Here is a 22,406-nt window from a genome sequence, read left to right on the forward strand (position 1 = left end):
CCCACCGAGAAGCTATGATCGCGGCCCTGGCGCCGGACCACCCGTGCGCCGATCTGCCTGTAGCTCAGTTGGATAGAGCAACAGCCTTCTAAGCTGTGGGTCGGGGGTTCGATCCCCTCCAGGCAGGCCAACCAGCGGCCCTTTGAACTCGCACTTGCGACCTGCTCAGCGGTGGCATCGGGCGCGTGCTGGCCACCGACGTTGACACTTCCAGCGCCACGCCGCTAGACTCGCGCCCGCTCCGGGGTGCACGTATGGCGTGCTGAGATGGCGAACCTGATCGCCGGAACCGCGAACTTGATCTGGGTCATACCAGCGTAAGAAGAGCTGCAGTGCCGTGGTGCCTGCGCACGCCGCCATGGCGTGCGTGCGCGCATCCCGCGCGATGCGGAGCAATCCATCCAACCCAAGGAGATTGGCCGCATGAACGCCCCCGACCGCCACGCCGTCCCGCTCGCCGAGCGTCTCGCGCTCACGCGCGAACCCTTTCCGGCCTCCACCAAGGTCTATCTCGAAGGCTCGCGCCCCGACCTGCGCGTGCCCTTGCGCGAGGTGTTGCTGACCAACGGCGAGCGCGTCCACCTGTACGACACCTCGGGCCCCTACACCGACCCCAACGCCACCATCGACGTGCGCCGCGGCCTGCCGGCGCTGCGCGCGCCCTGGCTGGACAGCCGGGCCGACACCGAGTTCTACACCGGCCGCATCCGCCAGGCCCTGGACGACGGCGGCAAGGACGACGCGCGCCTGGCCCAGCTGCGCGCCGAGGCCGCCGCGCTGCAGCGCATTCCGCGCCGCGCCAGGGCAGGCGGCAACCACACCGGCAATGTGACCCAGATGCACTACGCGCGCCGCGGCATCGTGACGCCCGAGATGGAGTACGTGGCGCTGCGCGAGAACGGCCGGCGCGAGTGGATGGCGCAGTACCAGCGCGATGCGGGGCGCGAGCGCCGCCTGGCCGGCAACCCGCTCGGTGCCGCGCTGCCCAAGGGACCGATCACGCCAGAATTCGTGCGCGAAGAGGTCGCGCGCGGCCGCGCCATCATCCCGGCCAACATCAACCACCCGGAGGTCGAGCCCATGGCCATCGGCCGCAACTTCCTGGTCAAGATCAACGCCAACATCGGCAACTCGGCCGTGACTTCCAGCATCGAGGAGGAGGTCGACAAGCTGGCCTGGGCCATCCGCTGGGGTGCGGACAACGTGATGGACCTCTCGACGGGCCGCAACATCCACACCACGCGCGACTGGATCGTGCGCAACAGCCCGGTGCCCATCGGCACGGTGCCGATCTACCAGGCGCTGGAGAAGGTCGGCGGCGTGGCCGAGGACCTCACCTGGGCCATCTTCCGCGACACGCTGATCGAGCAGGCCGAGCAGGGCGTGGACTACTTCACCATCCATGCCGGTCTGCGCCTGCCCTTCATCCACCTCACGGCGGACCGCATGACGGGCATCGTCTCGCGCGGCGGCTCCATCATGGCCAAGTGGTGCATCGCCCACCACCAGGAGAGCTTCCTCTACACGCACTTCGAGGAGATCTGCGAGATCATGAAAGCCTATGACGTGAGCTTCTCGCTCGGCGACGGCCTGCGGCCCGGCTGTGCGGCCGACGCCAACGACGAGGCCCAGTTCGCCGAGCTGCGCACGCTGGGCGAGCTCACGCAACTGGCCTGGAAGCACGACGTGCAGACCATGATCGAGGGCCCGGGCCATGTGCCCATGCACCTGGTGCAGGCCAACATGGACGAGCAGCTCCAGCACTGCCACGAGGCGCCGTTCTACACGCTGGGCCCGCTGACCATCGACATCGCGCCGGGCTACGACCACATCGCCAGCGCCATCGGGGCGGCCATGATCGGCTGGATGGGCACGGCCATGCTGTGCTACGTGACGCCCAAGGAGCACCTGGGCCTGCCGGACCGCGAGGACGTCAAGCAGGGCATCATCGCCTACAAGATCGCCGCGCATGCGGCCGACGTGGCCAAGGGCCATCCGGGGGCGCGGGCGCGCGACGACGCGCTGAGCAAGGCGCGCTTCGAGTTCCGCTGGACAGACCAGTTCAACCTGGGCCTGGACCCCGACACCGCGCGCGAATTCCACGACGAGACCCTGCCCAAGGACGCCAGCAAGGTCGCGCACTTCTGCTCCATGTGCGGCCCCAAGTTCTGCTCGATGAAGATCACGCAGGAGGTGCGCGACTACGCGGCCAGCGGCATGGCACAGAAGTCGGCCGAGTTCAAGGCCGGCGGCGGGGAGTTCTACATCCCGATCGAGCGCAGCTGATGCACAGCTTCGGGATTGCCGGCGCGGGCCTGCTGGGCCGCTTGCTGGCCTGGCGGCTCGCGCGCACCGGCGCGCAGGCGCAGGTGTTCGACGCCGCGGCCGGCCCGGCGCCGGCGTTCGACGCGCAGGGCCCGGCCGCGTTCAGCGCGGCCGGCATGCTGAGCCCGCTGGCCGAGCGCGACCACGCGGATGCGCGCGTCGCCAGCCTGGGCTGGCGCTCGATCGCGCTGTGGCGCGACATCGTCGCGGCCCTGCCGGCGCCGCGGCCGTTCTTCGCCGAGCGCGGCAGCCTGCTCGTGGCGCACCGCGGCGACCTGCCCAGCGCGCAGCGCGTGCTGGCGCGGCTGGCCGGGGAGACCCGTGCCGCACCCGAAGCGCTGGACACAGCCGCACTGGCGCGGCTGGAGCCGGCGCTGCCGCCGCCGGCGCACGCCTGGCTGCTGCCGGGCGAGGCGCAGATCGATCCGCTGGCGACCCTGGCGGCCCTGCATGCGGCCGCGGAAGGCGTGGCATGGCATTGGCGGCGACCGGTGGCGCAGGCGCTGCCGGGGCGGCTGCAGTTCGAGGGAGGTGACTGGGCCGAGTTCGACTGCGTGATCGATGTGCGCGGGCTCGGCGCGGCCCAGAGCCTGCCGCTGCGCGGCGTGCGCGGCGAGACCGTCTGGCTGCACGCACCCGGCCACGGCCTCACGCGGCCGGTGCGCCTCGTGCACCCGCGCCACCGCGTCTACCTCGTGCCGCGGCCGGACGACCTCTTGTTCCTGGGCGCGACCGAGATCGAGAGCGAAGACCGTTCGCCCGTCTCGCTCAAGAGCGCCGTGGAGCTCATGAGCGCGGCGCACAGCGTGCTGCCCGTGCTGGCCGAGGCGCGCATCCTGCGGCTGGACCGGCACCTGCGTCCTGCCCTGCCGGACCACCTGCCGCGCACCGTGCACGAGGACGGGCTGCTGCGCATCAACGGCCTGTTCCGCCATGGCTGGCTCATGGCGCCGGCGCTGGTGCAGGACGCGCTGGCGCTGCTGCGGCAGGAGGTGGTTGCATGACGCCCGAAACCGTTCCCATCGTGCTCGACGGCCAGCCGCACGCGCTGGCCGCTGGCAGCACGCTGGCCACGCTGGTTGCCGCGCTGGGCCACCAGCCCGAGGCCGTCAGCACGGCCGTCAACGGCGTCTTCGTCGCGCGCGGCCACCGCCACGACTATGCATTGCACAGCGGCGATGCCGTCGTGCTGTTCCAACCCATCACCGGAGGATGAACCATGCCTGAGGCTGGAGCACCGAACGAGCGCTGGCAGGTGGCCGGCACTTCTCTCACGAGCCGCTTTTTGCTCGGCACGGCCGGCTACCCTTCGCCCCAGGTCCTGGGCGAGGCCATTGCGGCCTCGGGCGCCGAGGTCGTCACCGTGGGCCTCAAGCGCGCGCTCGCGGCGGGTGGCGACAACGGCTTCGTCGCCATCGTGCGCGCGGCCGTGCAGCAACAGGGCGCGCGGCTGCTGCCGAACACCGCCGGCTGCCGTACGGCGCGCGAGGCCGTGCAACTGGCGTACATGGCGCGCGAGCTCTACGACACGCCCTGGCTCAAGCTGGAGGTGGTGGGCGACGAGCACACGCTGCAGCCCGACCCGTTCGAGCTGCTGCAGGCCGCGCAGCAGCTCGTGCGCGACGGTTTCGTGGTCTGGCCTTATTGCACGGACGATCTCGTGCTGTGCCGCCGCCTGCTCGACGTGGGTTGTCCGGTGCTGATGCCCTGGGGCGCGCCGATCGGCTCGGGGCAGGGGCTGCTGAATCCCTTCGCGCTGCGCAGCTTGCGCGAGCGCCTGCCCGACGCCACGCTGATCGTCGATGCCGGCATCGGCGCGCCCTCGCATGCGGCGCAGGCGCTGGAGCTGGGCTTCGACGCGGTGCTCTTGAACTCGGCCGTGGCCCAGGCGCGCGACCCCGTGCGCATGGCTGCTGCGTTCCGGGCGGCCGTGCAGGCGGGCAGGGCGGCGTGGCAGGCGGGTGTGATGGCCCGGCAGGACTTCGCCGTGCCGAGCACGCAGGTCGGCGGCGCACCGTTGCTGATCGGAGGCGCGGCATGAAGCGCATCTGGAGCATCGCCGGCACCGACAGCAGCGGCGGCGCCGGCCTCGCCGCCGACCAGCGCGCGATCGATGCCTGGCCCGACGCCCACTTCTGCGGCGTGGTGGCGGCCGTCACCGCGCAGAACTCCCAGGCCGTCACGCGCGTGGAGGCTGTCAGCCCGCAGCTGCTGGACGCGCAGCTGGCCGCGCTCGAGGCCGACATGCCGCCGGCCGCTGTGAAGACCGGGCTGCTGGCCGACGCCGCCCAGATGCGCAGCGTGGCCGCCTGGACCGACCGCCTGCGCGAGGCCCATGCCGGCCTGCCGCTGGTGGTCGACCCGGTGCTGGGCGCCAGCAGCGGCGCCAACTTCGCCGACGACGGCGCGGTCGCGGCCTACCGCGCGCACCTGCTGCCGCGCGCCACGCTGATCACGCCGAACCGGCGCGAGGCCGCGCGCCTGCTAGGCCTTCCCGGCCTGCGCCGCGACGAGGTGCCGGACGCAGCCCAGGCCCTGCGCGCGCTGGGCGCCCAGGCCGTCTGCATCACGGGCGGCGACCCGGCCGACACCCCGGACGATGCCACGCCCGAGGAAGCCGCCTTGGCAATGGACTGGCTGGCCAGCCCGCAGGCCAGCGGCTGGCTTGCGCTGCCGCGCATCGGCACGGGCAACACCCATGCCACGGGCTGCACCTTCGCGAGCAGCGCGGCGACCGCGCTGGCCCATGGTTTCGTCGCGGCCGACGCGGTGGTGCTGGCCAAGATGGCTGCCACGCATGCGCTGCGCCATGGCCATGCGGCCGGGCGCGGCCCGGGCCAGGTGCTGGCGCGGCCCGGGTTCCATGCCGAGCCTGGCCTTCTGCCCACCATGGGCTGGGGCGACGAGCTGCCCTGGGCGGTACCGGCTGGCGTGCGCGCCGCGCCGCTGGGCCTGTACGCCATCGTCGACAGCGCCGCACGCGTGCAGGCCGTGCTGGCCAGCGGCGTGCGCAGCGTGCAGCTGCGCATCAAGCAGCCCGCGGCCGCCACGCCGGCTTGGTGGGATGCGCTGCACGCCCAGGTGGCCGAGGCCGCGGCCACCTGCCGTGCCGCGGGCGCGCGCCTGTTCGTCAACGACCACTGGCAGCTGGCCGCGCAGCATGGCGCGCACGGCGTGCACCTGGGCCAGGAAGACCTGCTCGCCTTGGACGCCGGCCAGCGTGCCGCGCTGCGCGCGAGCGGCCTGGCGCTGGGTGTGAGTTCGCACAGCCTGTGGGAGTTGGCGCGCGCGCGCAGCCTGGCGCCGGCCTACATCGCCTGCGGCCCGGTCTGGCCCACGCTGACCAAGGCCATGCCCTGGCGGCCCCAGGGGCTGGACAACCTGGCCTGGTGGTGTGCGATGGCGGGCACGCCCGTGGTGGCCATCGGCGGCGTGCTCGACCCGGCGCAGATCGGCGCGGCGGCCGAGGCCGGGGCCGACGGCATCTGCGTCGTGCGCATGCTGGGCGAGAGGCCGGCGGAGACGGTGCCTGCCATGCTGGCGGCACTGGCTGGCCATTGGCCGGCTGAGCCACGCGCGGGTGCCGCCGTGCCCTGGCCACGCCACAGCCTCGCGCCTTGACGCATCTCAAACTGTTTCTTTGATTCGACAAATCATCGAATTCATTTGCTCCAAATTTGTTGCGCTGCTAGACTTTTTTCAGGCGGCAACGCAGCGAAAGCTGCGCACGAAAACACCGGCACCGGCCGGCGCGCATGCATCGGAGCGGGCGCTGGCCTGGCATCCGGCGGGCTCACAAGGGCCTTTGGACACCGTGCGCGCATCCCTGCGATGCCGCCGTCGCCCCGTCCTCCAGAACCGCAGGGATCCCATGTTCATTTCCACTGTTCCCCCCCTCCTCAGGCGCACCGCGCAAGCGGAGCAGCAAGCATGAGCGGCCTGCGCAATGTCCGCATCGGTGCGCGGCTGGGTCTGGCCTTCGGCCTGATCCTGTTGATCGTCGCGGCCAGCACGGCCATGGGCGTCTGGCGCCTGGAGCAGTCCGACGCCGCCACCCAGCAACTGGGCACGCTGGACAAGGAGCGCCAGGAGGTCGCGATCCGCTGGCGCCAGACCATCGATTTGAACTGGGTGCGCACCGAGGCCGCGCTGCTGGACTCGGACACCAGCCGCATCCCGCGCTGGCAGGCCGACATGGACAAGACCTCGCAGATCACGACGGCCTCGCGCGAGCGGCTGCACCAACTGGTGACCACCGACATCGGCAAGCGCATGCTGCAGGACATCGATGCGCGCCGCGAGGCCTACCGCACACCGCGCGCGGCCCTGCTCAAGCGGCGCCAGGCCGGTGAGGACGTGTCGGCCGAACTCGAGCGCACGCTGCGTCCGCTGGCCACGGCCTACAGCGACAGCATCCTGACGCTGGAAAAGCGCCAGCAGGAGCTCTACGCCGAGTCGCTGCGCAGCGCCGGCAGCGCGGCAGACCAGGGCCAGACCGTGCTGATCGTGAGCGGCATTGCCGCCGTGCTGCTGGGCGCGCTGTTCGCCTGGGCGATCTCGCGCTCGATCACGCAGCCGCTGGCCGAGGCCGGCGTGGTGGCGCGCCGCATCGCCGATGGCGACCTCACGCAGCCCGTGCACGTCGAGGGTCGTGACGAGGCGGCCGCCCTGGCCGCGGCCTTGCGCGACATGCAGCAGCAACTGGCCAGCGTGGTGGCCGGCGTGCGCCGCAACGCCGATGGCGTGGCCACCGCCAGCGCCGAGATCGCGCACGGCAACAACGACCTGTCGGCGCGCACCGAGCAACAGGCTTCGGCGCTGGAGGAGACCGCGGCGTCCATGGAGCAGCTCAGCTCCACCGTGCGGCAGAACGCCGACAATGCCCGCCAGGCCAAGAGCCTGGCCGAGAACGCGGCCAGCGTGGCCGGCCGCGGCGGCGAAGTCGTGGCCCGCGTGGTCGACACGATGAAGGGCATCGACGAGAGCTCGGGCAAGATCGCCAGCATCATCGGCACCATCGATTCCATCGCCTTCCAGACCAACATCCTGGCGCTCAACGCGGCCGTGGAGGCCGCGCGCGCCGGCGATCAGGGCCGCGGCTTCGCGGTGGTGGCCAGCGAGGTGCGCAGCCTGGCCGGCCGCTCGGCCGAGGCCGCGCGCGAGATCAAGGCCTTGATCGGCACCAGTGTGGAGCGCGTGCAGCAGGGCACGGTGCTGGTCGGCGAGGCCGGCAGCACCATGCAGGAAGTGGTGGCCGCGATCCAGCGCGTGAGCGATCTGGTCGGCGAGATCAGCGCGGCCAGCAACGAGCAGAGCGCGGGCGTGTCGCAGGTGGGCGAGGCCGTCACGCAGATGGACCAGGCCACGCAGCAGAACGCCGCCCTGGTGGAGGAATCGGCCGCGGCGGCCGACAGCCTGCGTGGCCAGGCCGAGCAGCTGGTGCAGGCCATGGCGGTGTTCAAGGTGGGCGCCGGTGGGGCACATGGCGCCGGCGCGGAGCCTTCGCTGGGGTACAAGGGTCAGCCGGCCCTGCTGGGCGCGGCCTGAGCGCGCGGCGGCGCCGCGCCGGCGGCTTCAGCGCCGCTGGTACTGCGTGGTGCCGAACAGGTTCTCGCGCGCCTTCTCGTCCGTGATGGGCTTGCGCCGGTCGGCCAGCACGGCCACGCCGCGCTGCACGGCCGGGCGTTCGGCGATGCGGTCGAACCAGGCTTTCAGGTGGGGGTAGTCGGCCCAAGCGATGCCCTGGTTCTGCCAGTTGCGCAGCCAGGGAAAGACGGCGATGTCCGCGATGCTGTACTCCGGTCCGGCGATGTGCGCGCTGTCGGCCAGCTGGCGGTCCATCACGCCGTACAGGCGGCGTGCCTCGTCGGTGTAGCGCTGGATCGGATAGGCCAGCTTCTCCGGGGCATACAGCCGGAAATGGTGGTTCTGGCCCAGCATGGGGCCCACGCTGCCCATCTGGAACATCAGCCACTGCAGCACGGCGTAGCGCGCGCGGTCGCCCTCGGGCAAAAGCATGCCCGTCTTGCCGGCCAGGTAGAGCAGGATGGCGCCCGACTCGAACAGCGTGAGCGGTCGGCCGTCCGGCCCATCGTCGTCGACGATGGCCGGGATCTTGTTGTTCGGACTGATGCGCAGGAAGTCGGGCGCGAACTGTTCTCCCGCGCCGATGTCCACCGGCACCACCCGGTAGGGCAGGCCGCACTCTTCCAGCATGATGTGGACCTTGTGGCCATTGGGCGTGGCCCAGCTGTGGACGGTGATCATGCCCCGAGCCGTCTCAGAACCGCGTCACCGGCATGTCATGCTGCTGCGGCCGGTCCGCGTACTTGCCCAGTTCCATCTTGGCGATGGCGTTGCGGTGCACCTCGTCCGGGCCGTCGGCAAAGCGCAGCGTGCGCGCATGGGCGTAGGCGAAGGCCAGAGGGAAGTCGTCGCACATGCCGCCGCCGCCATGCACCTGCATGGCCCAGTCGATCACCTGGCAGGCCATGCTGGGCGCGACGACCTTGATCATCGCGATCTCGTTCTTGGCCACCTTGTTGCCGGCCTTGTCCATGAGCCAGGCGGTCTTGAGCGTGAGCAGGCGCGCCATGTCGATCTTGCAGCGCGCCTCGGCGATGCGCTCCTGCGTGACGGTCTGCTGGGCCACGGTCTTGCCGAAGGCCACGCGCGAGGCGGCGCGCCGGCACATGAGCTCCAACGCGCGTTCGGCCAGGCCAATCAGGCGCATGCAGTGGTGGATGCGGCCGGGGCCCAGGCGGCCCTGGGCGATCTCGAAGCCGCGGCCCTGGCCCAGCAGCATGTTGGAGGCCGGCACGCGCACGTTCTCGAACACCATCTCCATGTGGCCGTGCGGCGCGTCGTCGTAGCCCATCACGTTGAGCGGGCGCAAGACCTTGATGCCGGGGGTGTCGGCCGGCACCAGGACCATGCTCTGCTGCTGGTGGCGCGCCGCGTCGGGGTCGCTCTTGCCCATGGTAATGTAGACCGCGCAGCGCGGATCGCCGGCGCCCGAGATCCACCACTTGCGGCCGTTGATCACGTAATCGTCGCCGTCGCGCTCGATGCGCGTGGCGATGTTGGTCGCATCGCTGGAGGCCACGTCGGGCTCGGTCATCGCGAAGGCCGAACGGATCTGGCCTTCGAGCAGCGGCCGGAGCCAGCGCGCGCGGTGCTCGTCGCTGCCGTAGCGCGCAATCGTCTCCATGTTGCCGGTGTCGGGCGCCGAGCAGTTGAAGACCTCGGAGGCGAAGGGCACGCGGCCCATGATCTCGGCCAGGGGCGCGTACTCCTGGTTGGTCAGGCCCGCGCCCTGGAAGCCGGAGAGTTCGGCCGTGTCCTCGGGCAGGAACAGGTTCCAGAGGTCTTGCGCGCGGGCCTTGGCCTTGAGGTCTTCGATCACCTGCAGCGGTGTCCAGCGCTTGCCGGCCGCGGTGTTGGCCTGCAGTTCGGCGTGGTAGGCGGCTTCGGCCGGGTAGATGTGCTCGTCCATGAAGCGCAGCACGCGCTGGCGCAGGGCTTCGGTCTTGGGGGAGTAGTCGAAATCCATGGCGTGTCTCCTTGCGTGGACGCTCAGGCCTGCTGCGCGAACTTCCAGGCCAGCTGGGCCAGCGGCCGCGCGCCGGCGCCCGAGGTGGCGGCGCGGTCGCTGGAGGCCGTGCCGGCTTCGGCGCGCTTGGCGATGCCCTGCAGGATCGCGGCCAGGCGGAACATGTTGTAGGCCAGGTAGAAGTTCCAGTCGCGCTGCAGGTCTTGCGGCGTGGCGAAACCGGTGCGCTCGCAGTAGCGCGCGATGTAGTCGGCCTCGGCCGGGATGCCCAGGGCCTTGAGGTCCAGCCCGGCGATGCCGCGGAACTGGCCCGGGCTGATGTGCCAGGACATGCAGTGGTAGCTGAAGTCCGCCAGCGGGTGGCCCAGCGTGGAGAGCTCCCAGTCCAGCACCGCGATGATGCGCGGCTCGCTGGCGTGGAACATGGTGTTGTCCAGCCGGTAGTCGCCGTGCACGATGCTCGTGAAACGCTCGTCGCGCGCGCTGGCGGGCATGTTGCGCGGCAGCCAGTCGATCAGCTTGTCCATCTCGGGGATGGGCTGGGTGATGGAGGCGACGTACTGCTTGCTCCAGCGTCCGATCTGGCGCTCGAAATAGTTGCCGGGCTTGCCGTAGTTGGCCAGGCCGCGCGCGGCGAAGTCCACGCTGTGCAGGGCCGCGATCACGCGGTTCATCTCGTCGTAGATGGCGGCGCGGCCGGCCGGCTCCATGCCGGGCAGGCCCTGGTCCCAGAGCACGCGGCCTTCCTTGAACTCCATGATGTAGAAGGCGCGGCCGATCACCGATTCGTCGTCGCACAGGCACAGCATGGCGGGCACGGGCACGTCGGTGCCGGCCAGGCCGCCCATCACGGCGAACTCGCGCTCGATCGCGTGGGCCGAAGGCAGCAGCTTGGCCACCGGGCCGGGCTTGGAGCGCATCACGTAGCGCTGCGTGGGCGTTGTGAGTTTGTAGGTGGGGTTGGACTGCCCGCCCTTGAACAGTTCGACCTGCAGCGGGCCTGCGAAGCCGGGCAGCCGGGTGGCCAGCCAGTCGGTCAGGCGCTGGACGTCGAAGGCGTGCTGGCCGGTCACGGCGCGGGTGCCTTCGAAGTGGTCGAATTCGCTCATACGGTGTGTCTCCCTTGTCGGTGGTTCAGCGGTCGGTCTCGACGATGCGCATCAGCGCATCGCGGTCGCGCACGATGAGGCCGGCCGCTTCGATGCGGATGGCTTCCTCGCGCTCCATGGTCTTGAGTTCCTGGTTCACGCGCTGGCGCGAGGCGCCCAGCAGCTGCGCGAGTTCTTCCTGCGCGAGCTGCAGGCTGATGCGGATCTCGTTGCCGTCTTCCAGGCTGGGCACGCCGTAGCTGCGCACCAGGTGCAGCAGCTGCTTGGCCAGCCGCGCGCGCAGCGGCAGGGTGTTGAGGTCTTCCACCAGCCCGAACAGCAGCCGGATGCGGCGCGACTGCAGCCACATCAGCGCCTCGTAGAGCTCGCTGTGCGCGGCGAGGATCTTCTTGAAATCGGCCCGCGCCACGCAGACGATGGTGGTCGCGCCATGCGCGTAGACGTCGTGCGTGCGCCGGTCGCTGTCGAAGAAGGCCACATCGCCGAACCAGATGCCGGGCTCCACGTAGGTCAGCGTGATCTGCTTGCCCGTGATCGAGGTGGAGCTCACACGGGCTGCGCCCTTGGCACAGGCGATCCACTCTTCCGCGATGTCGCCGCGGGCGGCGATCAGTTCGCCGTTCTTGTAGCGTCGAACGTAGGCGCATCGAAGGATGTCGTGCCGCAGCGAGGGGGAGAGGGAGGAAAACCAGCGCCCGGCATTGATGGCCTCGCGCTCGGCGATGTTAAGAATGGGTTCGTCCATGTCCTGTCTTGTGGGTGACTGTGGCCGGGCGGCCGGGCAAGGCTCAAGTGAGCGGCGATGCGCCGCGCTGCTCGCGGAAGGCGGCGATGGCCGCGCCGGTGCCTGCGTGGTGCAGGTTGGCGACGAAGCGGTCGCGTTCGTGCGCGAGTTGTTCGGACAGCGTGGCGCCGTCGGCCAGGGCCAGCAGTTCCTTGCCGCTGGCCAGCACGTGGGGCGCGCGCGCGTTGAGCTGTGCGGCCAGCGCCAGGGCTTCGTTGAGCGCCGTGCCTGGGCCGCAGATGCGGTTGACCACGCCCAGCGCATGGAGCCTCTCTGCGTCCACGCGCGTGCCCAGCATCAGCAACTCGGCGGCCAGTTGGCGCGGCAGCGCGCGCGCCAGGCTCCAGCTGGCGCCCGCATCGGGCGACAGGCCCAGCGCGCTGCCGGCCAGCGCGAACTGCGCGTTGCGTGCGGCGACGATGAAATCGCAGGCCAGCGCGAGCGCGAAGCCCGCATCGGCGGCCGCGCCCTCGACCGCGGCGACCACGGGCTTGGGGAAGCTGCGGACGGCCTCGATCCAGCTGTGCAGGCCTTCGGTCAGGGCGACCTGGTGCGAGGCGCTCTCGCGCCGGCTGGCCTGCAGCTGCGCCAGATCGTGTCCGATGCTGAACAGGTTGCCCGCGCCCGTGATGACCACGCTGGCCACCTCCGCGTTGGATTCGGCCACGTTCAGCGCCTCGACGCCGGCGGCCCAGAGGTCCGGGCCCAGCGCGTTGTGCCGCTCCGGGTGGGACAGGGTGAGCACCATGGTCTCGCCATGGCGGGTGCTGAGCAGGGCGGCGGGCATGGGCGGGTGGCTTCAGTTCTCTTCGTGCAGCAGCGACAGGCCGATGGCGCCGCGCCGGCGCAGCCAGGGGCTGGGGCGGTAGCGCGGGTCGCCGTAGACGGTCTGCAGGTTGAACAGCACTTCCAGGATGTTGGTGGGACCGCAACGGTCGCCCAGGGCCAGAGGTCCGGCCGGGTAACCCAGGCCCAGCGTGACGGCCAGTTCGAGATCGCGCGGCGTGCAGATGGACTGCTGGCAGATGTCGGAGGCGATGTTCACGATGGTGGCCAGCACGCGCTGCGTGACGAAGCCGCCGCTGTCGCGCAGCACGCTGACGGCCTTGCCGTCGCGCGCGAACAACGCGTGCGCGGCGTTGCGCATGTCCTCGCGCGTGGCCGGATTCGTGGCGAGCACGCGGCGCTTGGTGGCGGCATCGTCGATCAGCATGTCGATGCCGACGGTGCGCGCAGGGTCCAGCCGCTCGACCACGGCCACCGTGGTGATGTCGAAGCCCAGCGGCGCCACCAGGGTCAGGGCCTCCATCGAGGGCGACTGGCCGGTCTCGATGCGGGCCCCCAGGTTCTTGAGCAACTGCAGCAGCTCGGCGCGGCGCGAGGCGCGCGGCGAGACCCAGACCGGCGGCATCTGCTCGACCTGGGGCACGGGCGGTTCGGCCGGCACCTGGGCCACGCCGTCGACATAGCGGTAGAAGCCTTCGCCCGTCTTGCGGCCGATCACGCCGCCGGCCACGCGCTGGGCCGCCAGCGCGCTGGGGCGGTAGCGCGGCTCCTCGTAGTACTGGCGGTAGATCGATTCCATGACCGGGTGCGAGACGTCCAGCCCGGTCAGGTCCATGAGTTCGAACGGGCCCAGCTTGAAGCCGACCTGGTCCTTGAGGATGCGGTCGATGGTGGCGAAATCGGCCACCGATTCGCCGACGATGCGCAACGCCTCGGTACCGTAGCCGCGCCCGGCATGGTTGACGATGAAGCCCGGTGTGTCGGCCGCCTGCACCGGCGTGTGGCCCATGGCCCGTGCGTAGCGCGCGAGGTCGGCGCAGACCGCGGGCTCGGTCTTGAGCCCGGCGATGACCTCGACCACCTTCATGAGCGGCACGGGGTTGAAGAAGTGGTAGCCGGCCACCCGCTGCGGCTGCTTCAGCCCGGCGGCAATGGCGGTGATCGAGAGCGAAGAGGTGTTGCTGGCCAGCACCGCGTCCGGCCGCACGATGGTTTCGAGTTCTGCAAACAGGGCCTGCTTGACCTCCAGCCGCTCGACGACCGCCTCGACGACCAGGTCGCAGTCCGCCAGCTCGGCCAGCGAGGCGGCGACCATCAATGCTTCGCGCTGCGATTGGCGCGCTGGTGTGTCCAGACGGCCTTTTTCGTGGAGCTTGTCCCACTGTGCATACACCGCTTCGCGGGCCTTGGCGGCGGCGCCAGGAGCCGTGTCGAAAAGTTTGACGGTACTACCCGCTTGTGCTGCAATTTGAGCGATTCCGCGGCCCATTGCGCCGGCGCCGACCACGCCGACCACGCGATATGCTGTGTCCATCGATCAATTATGACGCGCCGATCCGACTGGTATGGTGCGCGAAAGACGCTAAGCACTCACTGTGAAACTACAACACAAGCTGGTGGGGCTGGGACTGCTGGGGGTGGCGGTCGGCAGTTCGGCATTGAGTCTGGGCCGGGCCCGCGGCTCCGTGGTTCTCGGCCAGCCGCTGAGCCTTGCAGTGGAGGTGCGGGTCGACCAGCCTGAAGATGCCACGGCGCAGTGCTTTCGCGTGGAGGTGTTCCATGGCGACACGCTGGTGGAGTCCTCGCGCGTGCGCCTGGTGGTGCAGGCGCCGGCCAGCGGCGCCCAGGAAGCGGTGCTGCGCATCCGCTCCAACGCCATCATCGACGAGCCCGTCGTGGGCCTGGTGCTGCACGCGCTGTGCGGCCAGGGCGGCACGCGGCGCTATGACTTCCTGCCGGAGTTCCCGGCGGAATTGAAGACGGCCGCGGGGCCGGTGGATCTTGCCGGATCGGCCTCCGCGCCCGCGCCGGCACCACAGTCTGTTGCAGCCACGCCACTGCCACCGGCTGCGTCGGTGCGCCCGGCTCCTGCGCCACCGCCCCGCGCCGCAGCGGCGCCGGCGCCGCGTCCGGCACAGCGCCCGGCAGCGCGTGCGCCGGCACCCGCACGTGCGCCGGCGCCGGCCGCCGCACCCAAGTCCNNNGCGGCCGCGCCGCGTCCCGCAGCTGCCAAGGCGCAGGCCGCGGCTTCGGCGCCCGCGACGGGCACGCCGCGGCTGACGCTGGATGCGCCGGCCACGCCCGTGGCCGGCATGCAGCCCAGCCCGACGCTGAACTCGCAGCTCATCGACGATGCCGCGCAGCGCGAGGCCGTGGCCGCCATGTGGCGCGCCCTGCGCACCACGCCCGAAGAAATCGTGCGCGATAAACAGCGCCTCGAAGCGTTGGAGGCACAGCAGGCCGTGCAGCGCAAGCAGGCGGCCGAGCCGAGCGCGGCCGAGCGTGAACTGCGCGCGCGGCTGGAGCGCGCGGAGCGCCGGCTCGACGAGGCCGAGAGCGGCCGCGTCGACATCCTGTTCGTCTATGGCCTGCTGGCGCTGCTGGCCCTCATGGTCGGCCTGGCCGCGTACTTCTGGCAGCGTGCGCGCAGCGCCGCGCTGGCCGCTGCCCCTTGGAGCGGCGAGGCCGCTCCTCGCGCCCCCGCAGGCCTGCCCGTGCCCCCGGTCGTCGCGCCGGCTGCGACGCGGCCGCCCGGGGCGTCGCGGCCTTCGCTGGCCGACGAGTTCCTGGACAGCGAGCCGGCCTCCGCTCTGGGCGTCGGACGGCCGTCGACGGTGGATACGGGAGCCGTGGCGGCCGCGGTCTTCGCGCACGACCGGGCGCAGCCCGTCGATGCGTCGCGGCCCGTGCGCCCGGACGAGTTCGTCGACGTGCAGCAGCATGCCGACTTCTTCGTCTCGCTGGGCCAGTACGAGCAGGCCATCGAGGTGCTGCAGCAGCACCTGGACGAGCACCAGGACATGAGCCCGCTGGCTTTCCTGGAGCTGTTCCGCATCTACCACCAGCAGGGCCGCAAGGACGACTTCAACGCGCTGCGGGCACGCTTCGAGCGCCGCTTCAACGCCCATGTGCCCAACTTCGCCGCCTTTGCCGACGAAGGCCTAGGGCTGGAGGACTATCCCGCGACGCTGCTCAGCATCGAGACCGCCTGGGGCCACGTGCGCGTGCTCGACACCATCGAAGCCAACCTGCTGCGCCACCCGGACGACAGCGGCCGCCCGCTCGACCTGGCCGCCTACCGGGATCTGTTGATGCTGTATGGCGTGGCGCAGGACGTGTTCGTGCCGGCCGGCGGCACGCGTTCGCCCTCGGGCTTCGGCGTGATCCCGCCGCCGGCGCCTGCTGTGGAAGAACCGCGCGGGCTGGGCGCCGGGTTGCAGGTCACGGCGCCGCTGATGGCCGGTGCCGCCGCGGACTCGCTGCTCGACCTCGTGCCCGATTCCGGCCAGGCACCGTTGCCGACCGCGCACGACGGCAGCGGGCTGGAACTGGACATCGACCTGTCGACCAGCACCGGTGATGTCGCGGCGCTGCCTGAGCTGTCGCTGGTCGACATCGACCTGCCGCTGCTGGACGACGACGCGCTGGCCGAGGTGCCGGCATCGGCGCCGACGCCGATGGCGCCGCCGGTCGGCGCGCCAGCCAAGTCGGACAAGCCCGAGATCGACAGCGGCCTGATCGATTTCGACCTGTTCGATCCGAACACCGAGGCGCGCATCGCGCCCAAGTCCACGCGCTGAAGAGCGGGGACTGCCAGTCCCCGGGGCCGCTCAGCGGCGCACCTGCAGCGATCCCGGGTTGACGATGTTGGTGGGCGTGCCGCGGATGTAGTTCAGCACGTTGTCGAACGCGGCGCTGAAGTACATCTCGTAGCTCTGCAGCTCCACATAGCCGATGTGCGGCGTGCAGATGCAGTTTTCCAGGCGCAGCAGCGCGTGGCCTTGCAGGATGGGTTCGCTCTCGAACACGTCGACGGCGGCCATGCCGGGGCGTCCGCGGTTCAGCCCGGCCAGCAGTGCGTCGGGCTCGATGAGTTCGGCGCGCGAGGTGTTGACCAGCAGCGAGGTCGGCTTCATTCGCGCGAGATCGTCGAGCTTGACGATGCCGCGCGTCTCCTCGTTCAGGCGCAGATGCAGCGACAGCACGTCGCTGTTGGCAAACAGCTCCTCTTGACTGGATGCGATCTGGTGACCGTCGGCCAGCGCACGCTCGCAGGAGCCGGCACGGCCCCAGACCAGCACCCGCATGCCGAAGGCGCGCGCATAGGTGCTGACGATCTGGCCGATGCGGCCATAACCGAAGATGCCCATGGTGCGTTCGCGCAGCACCGTGCCCAGGCCGAAGTTGGGCGGCATGGAGGCGGTCTTCATGCCCGACTGCTGCCAGGCGCCGTGCTTGAGGTTGCCGATGTACTGCGGCAGCCGGCGCGTGGCGGCCATGATCAGCGCCCACGTCAGTTCGGCCGGCGCCACCGGCGAGCCCACGCCCTCGGCCACGGCCACGCCGCGTTCGGTGCAGGCAGCGATGTCGATGTGCGGGCCCACGCGCCCGGTCTGGGCGATCAGCTTGAGGCGGGGGAGCTTCTCGATCAGCGCGCGGTTCAGGTGGGTGCGCTCGCGGATCAGCACGAGGATGTCTGCGTCGCGCAGGCGGACCGACAACTGTCCCAGGCCCTTGACGGTGTTGGTGTAGACCTTGGCCGCATAGGGTTCGAGCTTGGCTGCGCATTCGAGCTTGCGCACCGCGTCCTGGTAGTCGTCGAGGATCACAATGTTCATGCGGCCATTGTGCCTCGCGTCCCCGTGGCGCCAGGGCAGCAGCGGGTATGGCCCCCGTGCTTGCCGCAGCCCTGTGCCGCGCCATCGGCGGCGTGCGGTCAGTGCCGTGTGGCGGCTTCTGCTGCGGCCAGCCGGTCGAGCTCGGCGCACACGTCGGCCATGCGGCCGGAGATGACCATGCGGCCCGCTGCGGTGCGCGGCTGGTGCGGCTCCAGCACGCGCAGCACGCGCAGCGCGGGTGCCGGGCGGTCCGCGGTGGGCGCCACCTGCAACGGCCGGCGGCGCAGCCGCTGTTGCAGGCGTCCCGCCAGCCGCGGACCGAACTCTTCAAACCACTGCGGCAGCCGGGCCACGCGCACGGCGGTCAGCATTGCGATTCCCATTTCAAACTCCTTCCGTCCATTCGGGCGGATTGGGGCAGGATTGGTTGAAAGGCACAGCGCCAGGGTTGCCGCGCGCTGCGCGGCGGACGCCCGCCACCTGGCACTGTGCGGACAGGCCTTCGGCCTACATCAGCATGGTGTTGCGGATCAGCCCGACGGCCAGGCCTTCGATCTCGAAGGGGTCGCCGGGCTCCACGAAGATGGTGGGGTAGTCGGGGTTCTCGGGATGCAACTCGATGCTGTCGGCGGTGCGCTTGTAGCGCTTGACCGTGACATCGTCGCCGAGCCGGGCGACGACGATCTGGCCGTTCTTGGCGTCCTTGGTGGCGCGCACGGCGAGCAGGTCACCGTCCATGATGCCGGCATCGCGCATGGACATGCCGCGCACGCGCAGCAGGTAATCGGGCTTGTGCTGGAACAGGCTGCTTTCCACGTAGTAGGTCTGGTCCACATGCTCCTGCGCGAGGATGGGCGAGCCTGCCGCCACGCGGCCGACCAGGGGCAGGGCCAGTTGCGCAAGTTCCTGCAGCGGCAGCGTGAACTGCTTGTTGCGGCGCTCGTTGACCGAGCGCAGCATGTCGCCGCGCAGCCGGATGCCGCGCGAGGTGCCGCTCACGAGCTCGATCACGCCCTTGCGCGCCAGCGCCTGCAGGTGCTCTTCCGCAGCGTTGGCCGACTTGAAGCCCAGTTCGGCGGCGATCTCCGCGCGCGTGGGCGGTGCGCCGGTGTTCGCGATGGCGGCCTGGATCAGCTCCAGAATCTGTTGCTGGCGTGCCGTGAGCTTGGCCGGGAAGGCGGAAGAGGCGTCTGACATGGCTTTCCTTGTGCGACGTGGAACAGCTACCCTTGTGCTGGAGCGGGCTACACAGTGTGTCTGTGTAAATTTCCAGTACCTGTATTTTCATTCAGTTTTGACAAGCATGCAAGCATCCGATGCATTTCATGGGCCATCGCTGCGCACACTGCGCGTGCTCGGCTCGGGCGGCACCATCGCCGGCCTGGCGCCGCGCGCGGGCGACACGCTGGGCTACCAGGCGGCCCAGGTCGGGGTGGCGCAGCTGTTGGCGGGCTTCGACGCGCCGCCCGGCTGCACCCTGGAGGTCGAGCAGGTCGCGCAGATCGACAGCAAGGACATGGACGGCCCAGTGTGGCTGCGCCTGGCCCAGCGCTGCGCCGAAGCATTGGCACACGATGCGGTGCAGGGCATCGTCATCACGCATGGCACCGACACGCTGGAGGAAACCGCCTATTTTCTGCAGGCGGTGCTGGCGCCGGCCAAGCCCATCGTGCTGGCCTGCGCGATGCGGCCCGCCAACGCCGCCATGCCGGATGGCCCGCAGAACTTGCGCGATGCACTGGTCGTGGCGGCGCAGCCGGGCGCGTGCGGCGTGGTGGCCGTCTGTGCGGGGGTCGTGCATACGGCGTTCGACGTGCGCAAGGTGCACGGCTACCGCCTCGACGCCTTCGGCTCGGGTGACGCCGGCCCGCTCGGCTATGTGGAGGCCGGCGCCCTGCGCCAGTTGCGCGACTGGCCGCAGGCCCAGCCGACGCCCGGGCTGCTGGAGCGGCTGCCCTCCGCGCCAGAGGGCTGGCCGCGCGTGGAGATCGTGTTCAGCCACGCGGGCGCGAGCGGCGCCGGCGTCGATGCGCTGGTGCGCGACGGCGCGCGCGGCATCGTCGTCGCCGCGACCGGCAACGGCAGCGTGCACCACGCGCTCGAGGCAGCCTTGCTGCGCGCGCAATCGGCCGGCGTGCGCGTGCTGCGCGCCAGCCGCTGTGACCAGGGACGGGTGATGGGAGGGGGGGAGGGCGACGCGCTGCCCGGGGCCGGGGCGCTGTCGCCGGTCAAGGCGCGGATCCAGCTGCAGCTGGATCTGCTGGCGAACTGACTCAGGCGGCCAGGGCTGCCAGGGCGCGCGCGGTGATCTCGTCCACGCTGCCGGTGCCGTCGATCTTGCGGTACTTGGGCGCGTTGGCCGGGTCGTCCTTGGACCACTGGGTGTAGTAGTCGATCAGCGGGCGCGTCTGCGCGCTGTAGACGTCCAGGCGCTTGGTCACGGTGGCTTCGCTGTCGTCCTCGCGCTGCACCAGCGGCTCGCCGGTCACATCGTCCCGGCCTTCGACCTTGGGCGGGTTGAAGCGCACGTGGTAGACGCGGCCCGAGGCCGGGTGCGAGCGGCGGCCGCTCATGCGTTCGATGATGGCGTCGAAGGGCACGTCGATCTCGAGCACGAAGTCGAGCTTGACGCCGGCCGCCTTCATGGCGTCGGCCTGCGGGATGGTGCGCGGGAAGCCGTCGAACAGGAAGCCCTTGGCGCAGTCGGGCTGGGCGATGCGCTCCTTGACCAGGCCGATGATGATGTCGTCGCTGACCAGCGCGCCCGAATCCATGACCGACTTGGCCTGCAGGCCCAGCGGCGTGCCGGCCTTGACGGCCGCGCGCAGCATGTCTCCCGTGGAAATCTGGGGAATCCCGAACTGCTTGCAGATGAACGTGGCTTGCGTGCCTTTGCCGGCGCCTGGCGCGCCCAACAGAATCAGTCTCATGGATGTCCTCGGATTGCTTGTAGATGTTGGCGGCAGCGCTGGCAGCGCGCAGGCTGCCGCAGTGCTTCTGCGTCAAAGGATAGCATGCACCCCGGAGCCCTCAGTCCCGGGCGCAACAGTTCGTCAAAAGAGCTGGCGGACGCGTTCCAGATCCTGCGCCGTGTCCACGCCGGGGCCGGGCGCATGCTCGGTCACATGCACGGCGATCTGGTGGCCGTGCCACATGGCGCGCAGTTGTTCGAGCGCCTCGCTCTGCTCGATCGGCGCCTGGGCCAGTGTCGGGAAGCTGCGCAGGAAGCCCGCGCGGTAACCGTAGATGCCCACATGGCGCAGCGGCGCCGGCTGGGGCAGGGCGTTGACGCCTTCGGCGAAGCCGTCGCGCCACCATGGGATCGGGGCGCGGCTGAAGTACAGGGCGCGGCCGCGTGCGTCGCACACGACCTTGACCACGTTGGGATTGCGCAGGTCTTCCACGCTGTCGATGGCGTGGCCGGCCGTGCTCATGCTGGCCTCGGGATGCTGGTCCAGCAGCGCGGCCACGGCGTCGATCAGCGGCGGCGCGATCAGCGGCTCGTCGCCTTGCACGTTGACGACGAGGTCGTCGCCGTCCAGGCCCAGCAGCGTGCAGGCCTCGGCCAGACGGTCGCTGCCCGAGGCGTGGTCGTCGCGTGTCAGGATGGCTTCCACGCCATGGGCGGCGCAGGCCTGCATGATCTTGTCGCTGTCGCAGGCGACCACGGTGCGGGCGGCCTGCGAGCGCATGGCGCGCTGCGCCACGCGCACCACCATGGGCGCATCGCCCAGCGCCGCGAGCGGCTTGTTGGGCAGGCGCGTGGACGCCAGGCGCGCCGGGATCAGTACCGTAAAACGGGTCACAACCCGAGTTCCTCGTCGCTCAGCGTGCGGGCTTCGTTCTCCAGCAGGATGGGGATGCCGTCGCGCACCGGGTAGGCCAGCCGCGCGCTGCGCGACACCAGTTCCTGGCGTTCGCGTTCGTACTGCAGCGGGCCCTTGGTGACGGGGCAGACGAGCAGTTCCAAAAGCTTGCTGTCCATGGGATCGAGGAGGGGAATGTCGGAAGGGCGCTATGGTACCCGCGGCGGACGCAGGGCGGCGAGCCGGGCGTCCAGCGCCTGCCAGGCGCCGGCATCGAGTTCCACTTGCAGCGGCACGGCCCAGGCGTCCGGGTAGCGGGCCCACAGCTTGACGGCGTCCTTCTCGGTGCAGAGCCAGACGGCCGGCGCGTCGGCTGGCGGCTGCCAGCCCTCGAAGTCCTGGTGGTCGGCCAGTGGCAATTGCTGCAGCCGGCGCAGCCCGGCGGCGCGCAGCATGCCAAAGAAGCGCTCGGGCCGCGCGATGCCGGCCAGTGCCAGCACCGGGGTGTCGGCCAGATCGGCCAGGGCCAGGCGCCGGCCATCGGCCCGTTGCGCATGCTGAGCCAGCGTGCGACGGGCGCGCCAGCCCGCGAAGGCCGGCCGCTCGCCGCTGTGCAGCACGAGGTCGGCGGCGCGCGGCCAGGGCTCGCGCAAGGGGCCTGCGGGCAGCAGCCAGCCGTTGCCGAGGCCGCGGTCGTCGAACACGCAGACCTCCAGGTCGCGCGCCAGCGCCAGGTGCTGCAGGCCATCGTCGCACAGCAGCAGGTCGGTCGCGGGATGCCGCTCCAGCAGCGCGAGCCCGGCCTCGGCCCGGCGCGAGGCCACGAACACGGGCACGCCGCAGTGGCGGCGGATCAGCGCCGGCTCGTCGCCCACCTCCCGGGCCGGGCTGTCGGGCAGCACCTCGCGGCAGTCCGTCGTGCTGCGGCCGTAGCCGCGCGAGAGCACGCCCACGCGCCAGCCCTGGGCCTGCAGGCGCTGCACCAGGGCCATGGTCACGGGCGTCTTGCCCGATCCGCCCGCCACCACGTTGCCGACCACCAGCACTGGCACCGGCAACCGGGTGCTGCGCCGCAGCCCGCTGCGGTAGAGCAGGCGGCGCAGGCCGGTCACGGCGCCGTAGAGCAGCGACAACGGCCACAGCGGCCAGGCCAGGGCGCGCGACAGCCACAGGCGCGGCAGCAGCGCAGAGAGCCAGCCACGCATG

The 22,406-nt window shown here is 70.9% G+C and carries 20 protein-coding genes, 1 tRNA gene and 1 riboswitch; of the genes, 8 read left to right on the forward strand and 13 right to left on the reverse strand.

Features of this window, described 5'->3' with window-relative positions; all coding sequences use genetic code 11:
* Nucleotides 1–53: 53 nt before the first annotated feature.
* The 7 genes from IE209_RS22675 to IE209_RS22705 all read left to right on the forward strand — a co-directional run bounded on the left by IE209_RS22675 (nucleotide 54) and on the right by IE209_RS22705 (nucleotide 7,872).
* Nucleotides 54–130: transfer RNA gene (locus tag IE209_RS22675), tRNA-Arg, on the forward strand.
* Nucleotides 131–232: 102 nt separating this feature from the next.
* Nucleotides 233–341, forward strand: a riboswitch (TPP riboswitch).
* Between the two features lie 82 nt (nucleotides 342–423).
* Complete coding sequence (gene thiC / locus IE209_RS22680) at nucleotides 424–2,286, forward strand: phosphomethylpyrimidine synthase ThiC (RefSeq protein WP_189689187.1); 1,863 nt, start codon at nucleotides 424–426, stop codon at nucleotides 2,284–2,286.
* Nucleotides 2,286–3,329: an FAD-dependent oxidoreductase gene (locus tag IE209_RS22685; protein ID WP_189689188.1), complete on the forward strand. Its 1,044-nt coding sequence runs from the start codon at nucleotides 2,286–2,288 to the stop codon at nucleotides 3,327–3,329. The genes thiC and IE209_RS22685 overlap by 1 nt, the downstream gene beginning before the upstream one ends.
* Nucleotides 3,326–3,541 carry a sulfur carrier protein ThiS gene (gene thiS / locus IE209_RS22690; RefSeq protein ID WP_145551928.1) on the forward strand — a complete coding sequence of 72 codons (216 nt, stop codon included), beginning with the start codon at nucleotides 3,326–3,328 and terminating at the stop codon, nucleotides 3,539–3,541. Before IE209_RS22685 ends, thiS begins: the two co-directional genes overlap by 4 nt.
* A gap of 3 nt (nucleotides 3,542–3,544) precedes the next feature.
* Nucleotides 3,545–4,366, forward strand: coding sequence for a thiazole synthase (locus tag IE209_RS22695; protein ID WP_189689189.1), 822 nt, complete (start codon nucleotides 3,545–3,547; stop codon nucleotides 4,364–4,366).
* The gene (gene thiD / locus IE209_RS22700; RefSeq protein WP_189689190.1) at nucleotides 4,363–5,946 is read left to right on the forward strand and encodes a bifunctional hydroxymethylpyrimidine kinase/phosphomethylpyrimidine kinase; all 1,584 of its coding nucleotides are present in this window, start codon (nucleotides 4,363–4,365) and stop codon (nucleotides 5,944–5,946) included. Before IE209_RS22695 ends, thiD begins: the two co-directional genes overlap by 4 nt.
* 309 nt (nucleotides 5,947–6,255) lie before the next feature.
* Nucleotides 6,256–7,872, forward strand: a complete 1,617-nt coding sequence (locus tag IE209_RS22705; protein WP_189689191.1) for a methyl-accepting chemotaxis protein — start codon at nucleotides 6,256–6,258, stop codon at nucleotides 7,870–7,872.
* A 27-nt stretch (nucleotides 7,873–7,899) separates the two neighbouring features.
* On the opposite strand, the gene IE209_RS22710 is transcribed toward IE209_RS22705, so the two are convergent.
* The 9 genes from IE209_RS22710 to lexA all read right to left on the reverse strand — a co-directional run bounded on the left by IE209_RS22710 (nucleotide 7,900) and on the right by lexA (nucleotide 18,591).
* Nucleotides 7,900–8,592, reverse strand: coding sequence for a glutathione S-transferase family protein (locus IE209_RS22710; protein WP_189689192.1), 693 nt, complete (start codon nucleotides 8,590–8,592; stop codon nucleotides 7,900–7,902).
* Between the two features lie 13 nt (nucleotides 8,593–8,605).
* Complete coding sequence (locus tag IE209_RS22715) at nucleotides 8,606–9,877, reverse strand: acyl-CoA dehydrogenase family protein (protein WP_189689193.1); 1,272 nt, start codon at nucleotides 9,875–9,877, stop codon at nucleotides 8,606–8,608.
* 23 nt (nucleotides 9,878–9,900) lie between these two features.
* A complete protein-coding gene (locus IE209_RS22720; RefSeq protein ID WP_189689194.1) occupies nucleotides 9,901–10,986 on the reverse strand; it encodes a phosphotransferase in 1,086 nt (361 codons plus the stop codon).
* 25 nt (nucleotides 10,987–11,011) lie between these two features.
* Nucleotides 11,012–11,731 (reverse strand): Crp/Fnr family transcriptional regulator, encoded by a 720-nt coding sequence (locus IE209_RS22725; RefSeq protein WP_145551940.1) that lies wholly within the window; start codon nucleotides 11,729–11,731, stop codon nucleotides 11,012–11,014.
* A 43-nt stretch (nucleotides 11,732–11,774) separates the two neighbouring features.
* Nucleotides 11,775–12,557: an oxepin-CoA hydrolase, alternative type gene (locus IE209_RS22730; protein WP_189689195.1), complete on the reverse strand. Its 783-nt coding sequence runs from the start codon at nucleotides 12,555–12,557 to the stop codon at nucleotides 11,775–11,777.
* A gap of 12 nt (nucleotides 12,558–12,569) precedes the next feature.
* Nucleotides 12,570–14,090 (reverse strand): 3-hydroxyacyl-CoA dehydrogenase, encoded by a 1,521-nt coding sequence (locus tag IE209_RS22735; RefSeq protein ID WP_189689196.1) that lies wholly within the window; start codon nucleotides 14,088–14,090, stop codon nucleotides 12,570–12,572.
* 2,296 nt (nucleotides 14,091–16,386) lie between these two features.
* On the reverse strand, nucleotides 16,387–17,394 hold the full coding sequence (locus tag IE209_RS22745) for a D-2-hydroxyacid dehydrogenase family protein (RefSeq protein ID WP_189689198.1): 1,008 nt from the start codon (nucleotides 17,392–17,394) through the stop codon (nucleotides 16,387–16,389).
* A gap of 98 nt (nucleotides 17,395–17,492) precedes the next feature.
* Nucleotides 17,493–17,777, reverse strand: a complete 285-nt coding sequence (locus IE209_RS22750; protein ID WP_189689260.1) for a hypothetical protein — start codon at nucleotides 17,775–17,777, stop codon at nucleotides 17,493–17,495.
* A gap of 124 nt (nucleotides 17,778–17,901) precedes the next feature.
* Nucleotides 17,902–18,591 (reverse strand): transcriptional repressor LexA, encoded by a 690-nt coding sequence (gene lexA, locus IE209_RS22755; protein ID WP_189689199.1) that lies wholly within the window; start codon nucleotides 18,589–18,591, stop codon nucleotides 17,902–17,904.
* Between the two features lie 106 nt (nucleotides 18,592–18,697).
* Here lexA and IE209_RS22760 point away from each other — a divergent pair, with 106 nt between their 5' ends.
* Complete coding sequence (locus tag IE209_RS22760) at nucleotides 18,698–19,666, forward strand: asparaginase (protein ID WP_189689200.1); 969 nt, start codon at nucleotides 18,698–18,700, stop codon at nucleotides 19,664–19,666.
* Between the two features lies 1 nt (nucleotide 19,667).
* Here IE209_RS22760 and adk read toward each other — a convergent pair whose 3' ends face one another.
* The 4 genes from adk to lpxK all read right to left on the reverse strand — a co-directional run bounded on the left by adk (nucleotide 19,668) and on the right by lpxK (nucleotide 22,405).
* Nucleotides 19,668–20,324, reverse strand: a complete 657-nt coding sequence (adk, locus tag IE209_RS22765; protein ID WP_145551954.1) for an adenylate kinase — start codon at nucleotides 20,322–20,324, stop codon at nucleotides 19,668–19,670.
* Nucleotides 20,325–20,447: 123 nt separating this feature from the next.
* On the reverse strand, nucleotides 20,448–21,200 hold the full coding sequence (gene kdsB / locus IE209_RS22770; RefSeq protein ID WP_189689201.1) for a 3-deoxy-manno-octulosonate cytidylyltransferase: 753 nt from the start codon (nucleotides 21,198–21,200) through the stop codon (nucleotides 20,448–20,450).
* Nucleotides 21,197–21,379 (reverse strand): Trm112 family protein, encoded by a 183-nt coding sequence (locus IE209_RS22775; RefSeq protein WP_056673586.1) that lies wholly within the window; start codon nucleotides 21,377–21,379, stop codon nucleotides 21,197–21,199. The genes kdsB and IE209_RS22775 overlap by 4 nt, the downstream gene beginning before the upstream one ends.
* Before the next feature lie 30 nt (nucleotides 21,380–21,409).
* A complete protein-coding gene (gene lpxK / locus IE209_RS22780) occupies nucleotides 21,410–22,405 on the reverse strand; it encodes a tetraacyldisaccharide 4'-kinase (RefSeq protein WP_189689202.1) in 996 nt (331 codons plus the stop codon).
* Between the last annotated feature and the right edge of the window lies 1 nt (nucleotide 22,406).

This window comes from Pseudorhodoferax aquiterrae (assembly GCF_014652235.1).
Classification (GTDB): Bacteria; Pseudomonadota; Gammaproteobacteria; order Burkholderiales; family Burkholderiaceae_C; genus Pseudorhodoferax; species Pseudorhodoferax aquiterrae.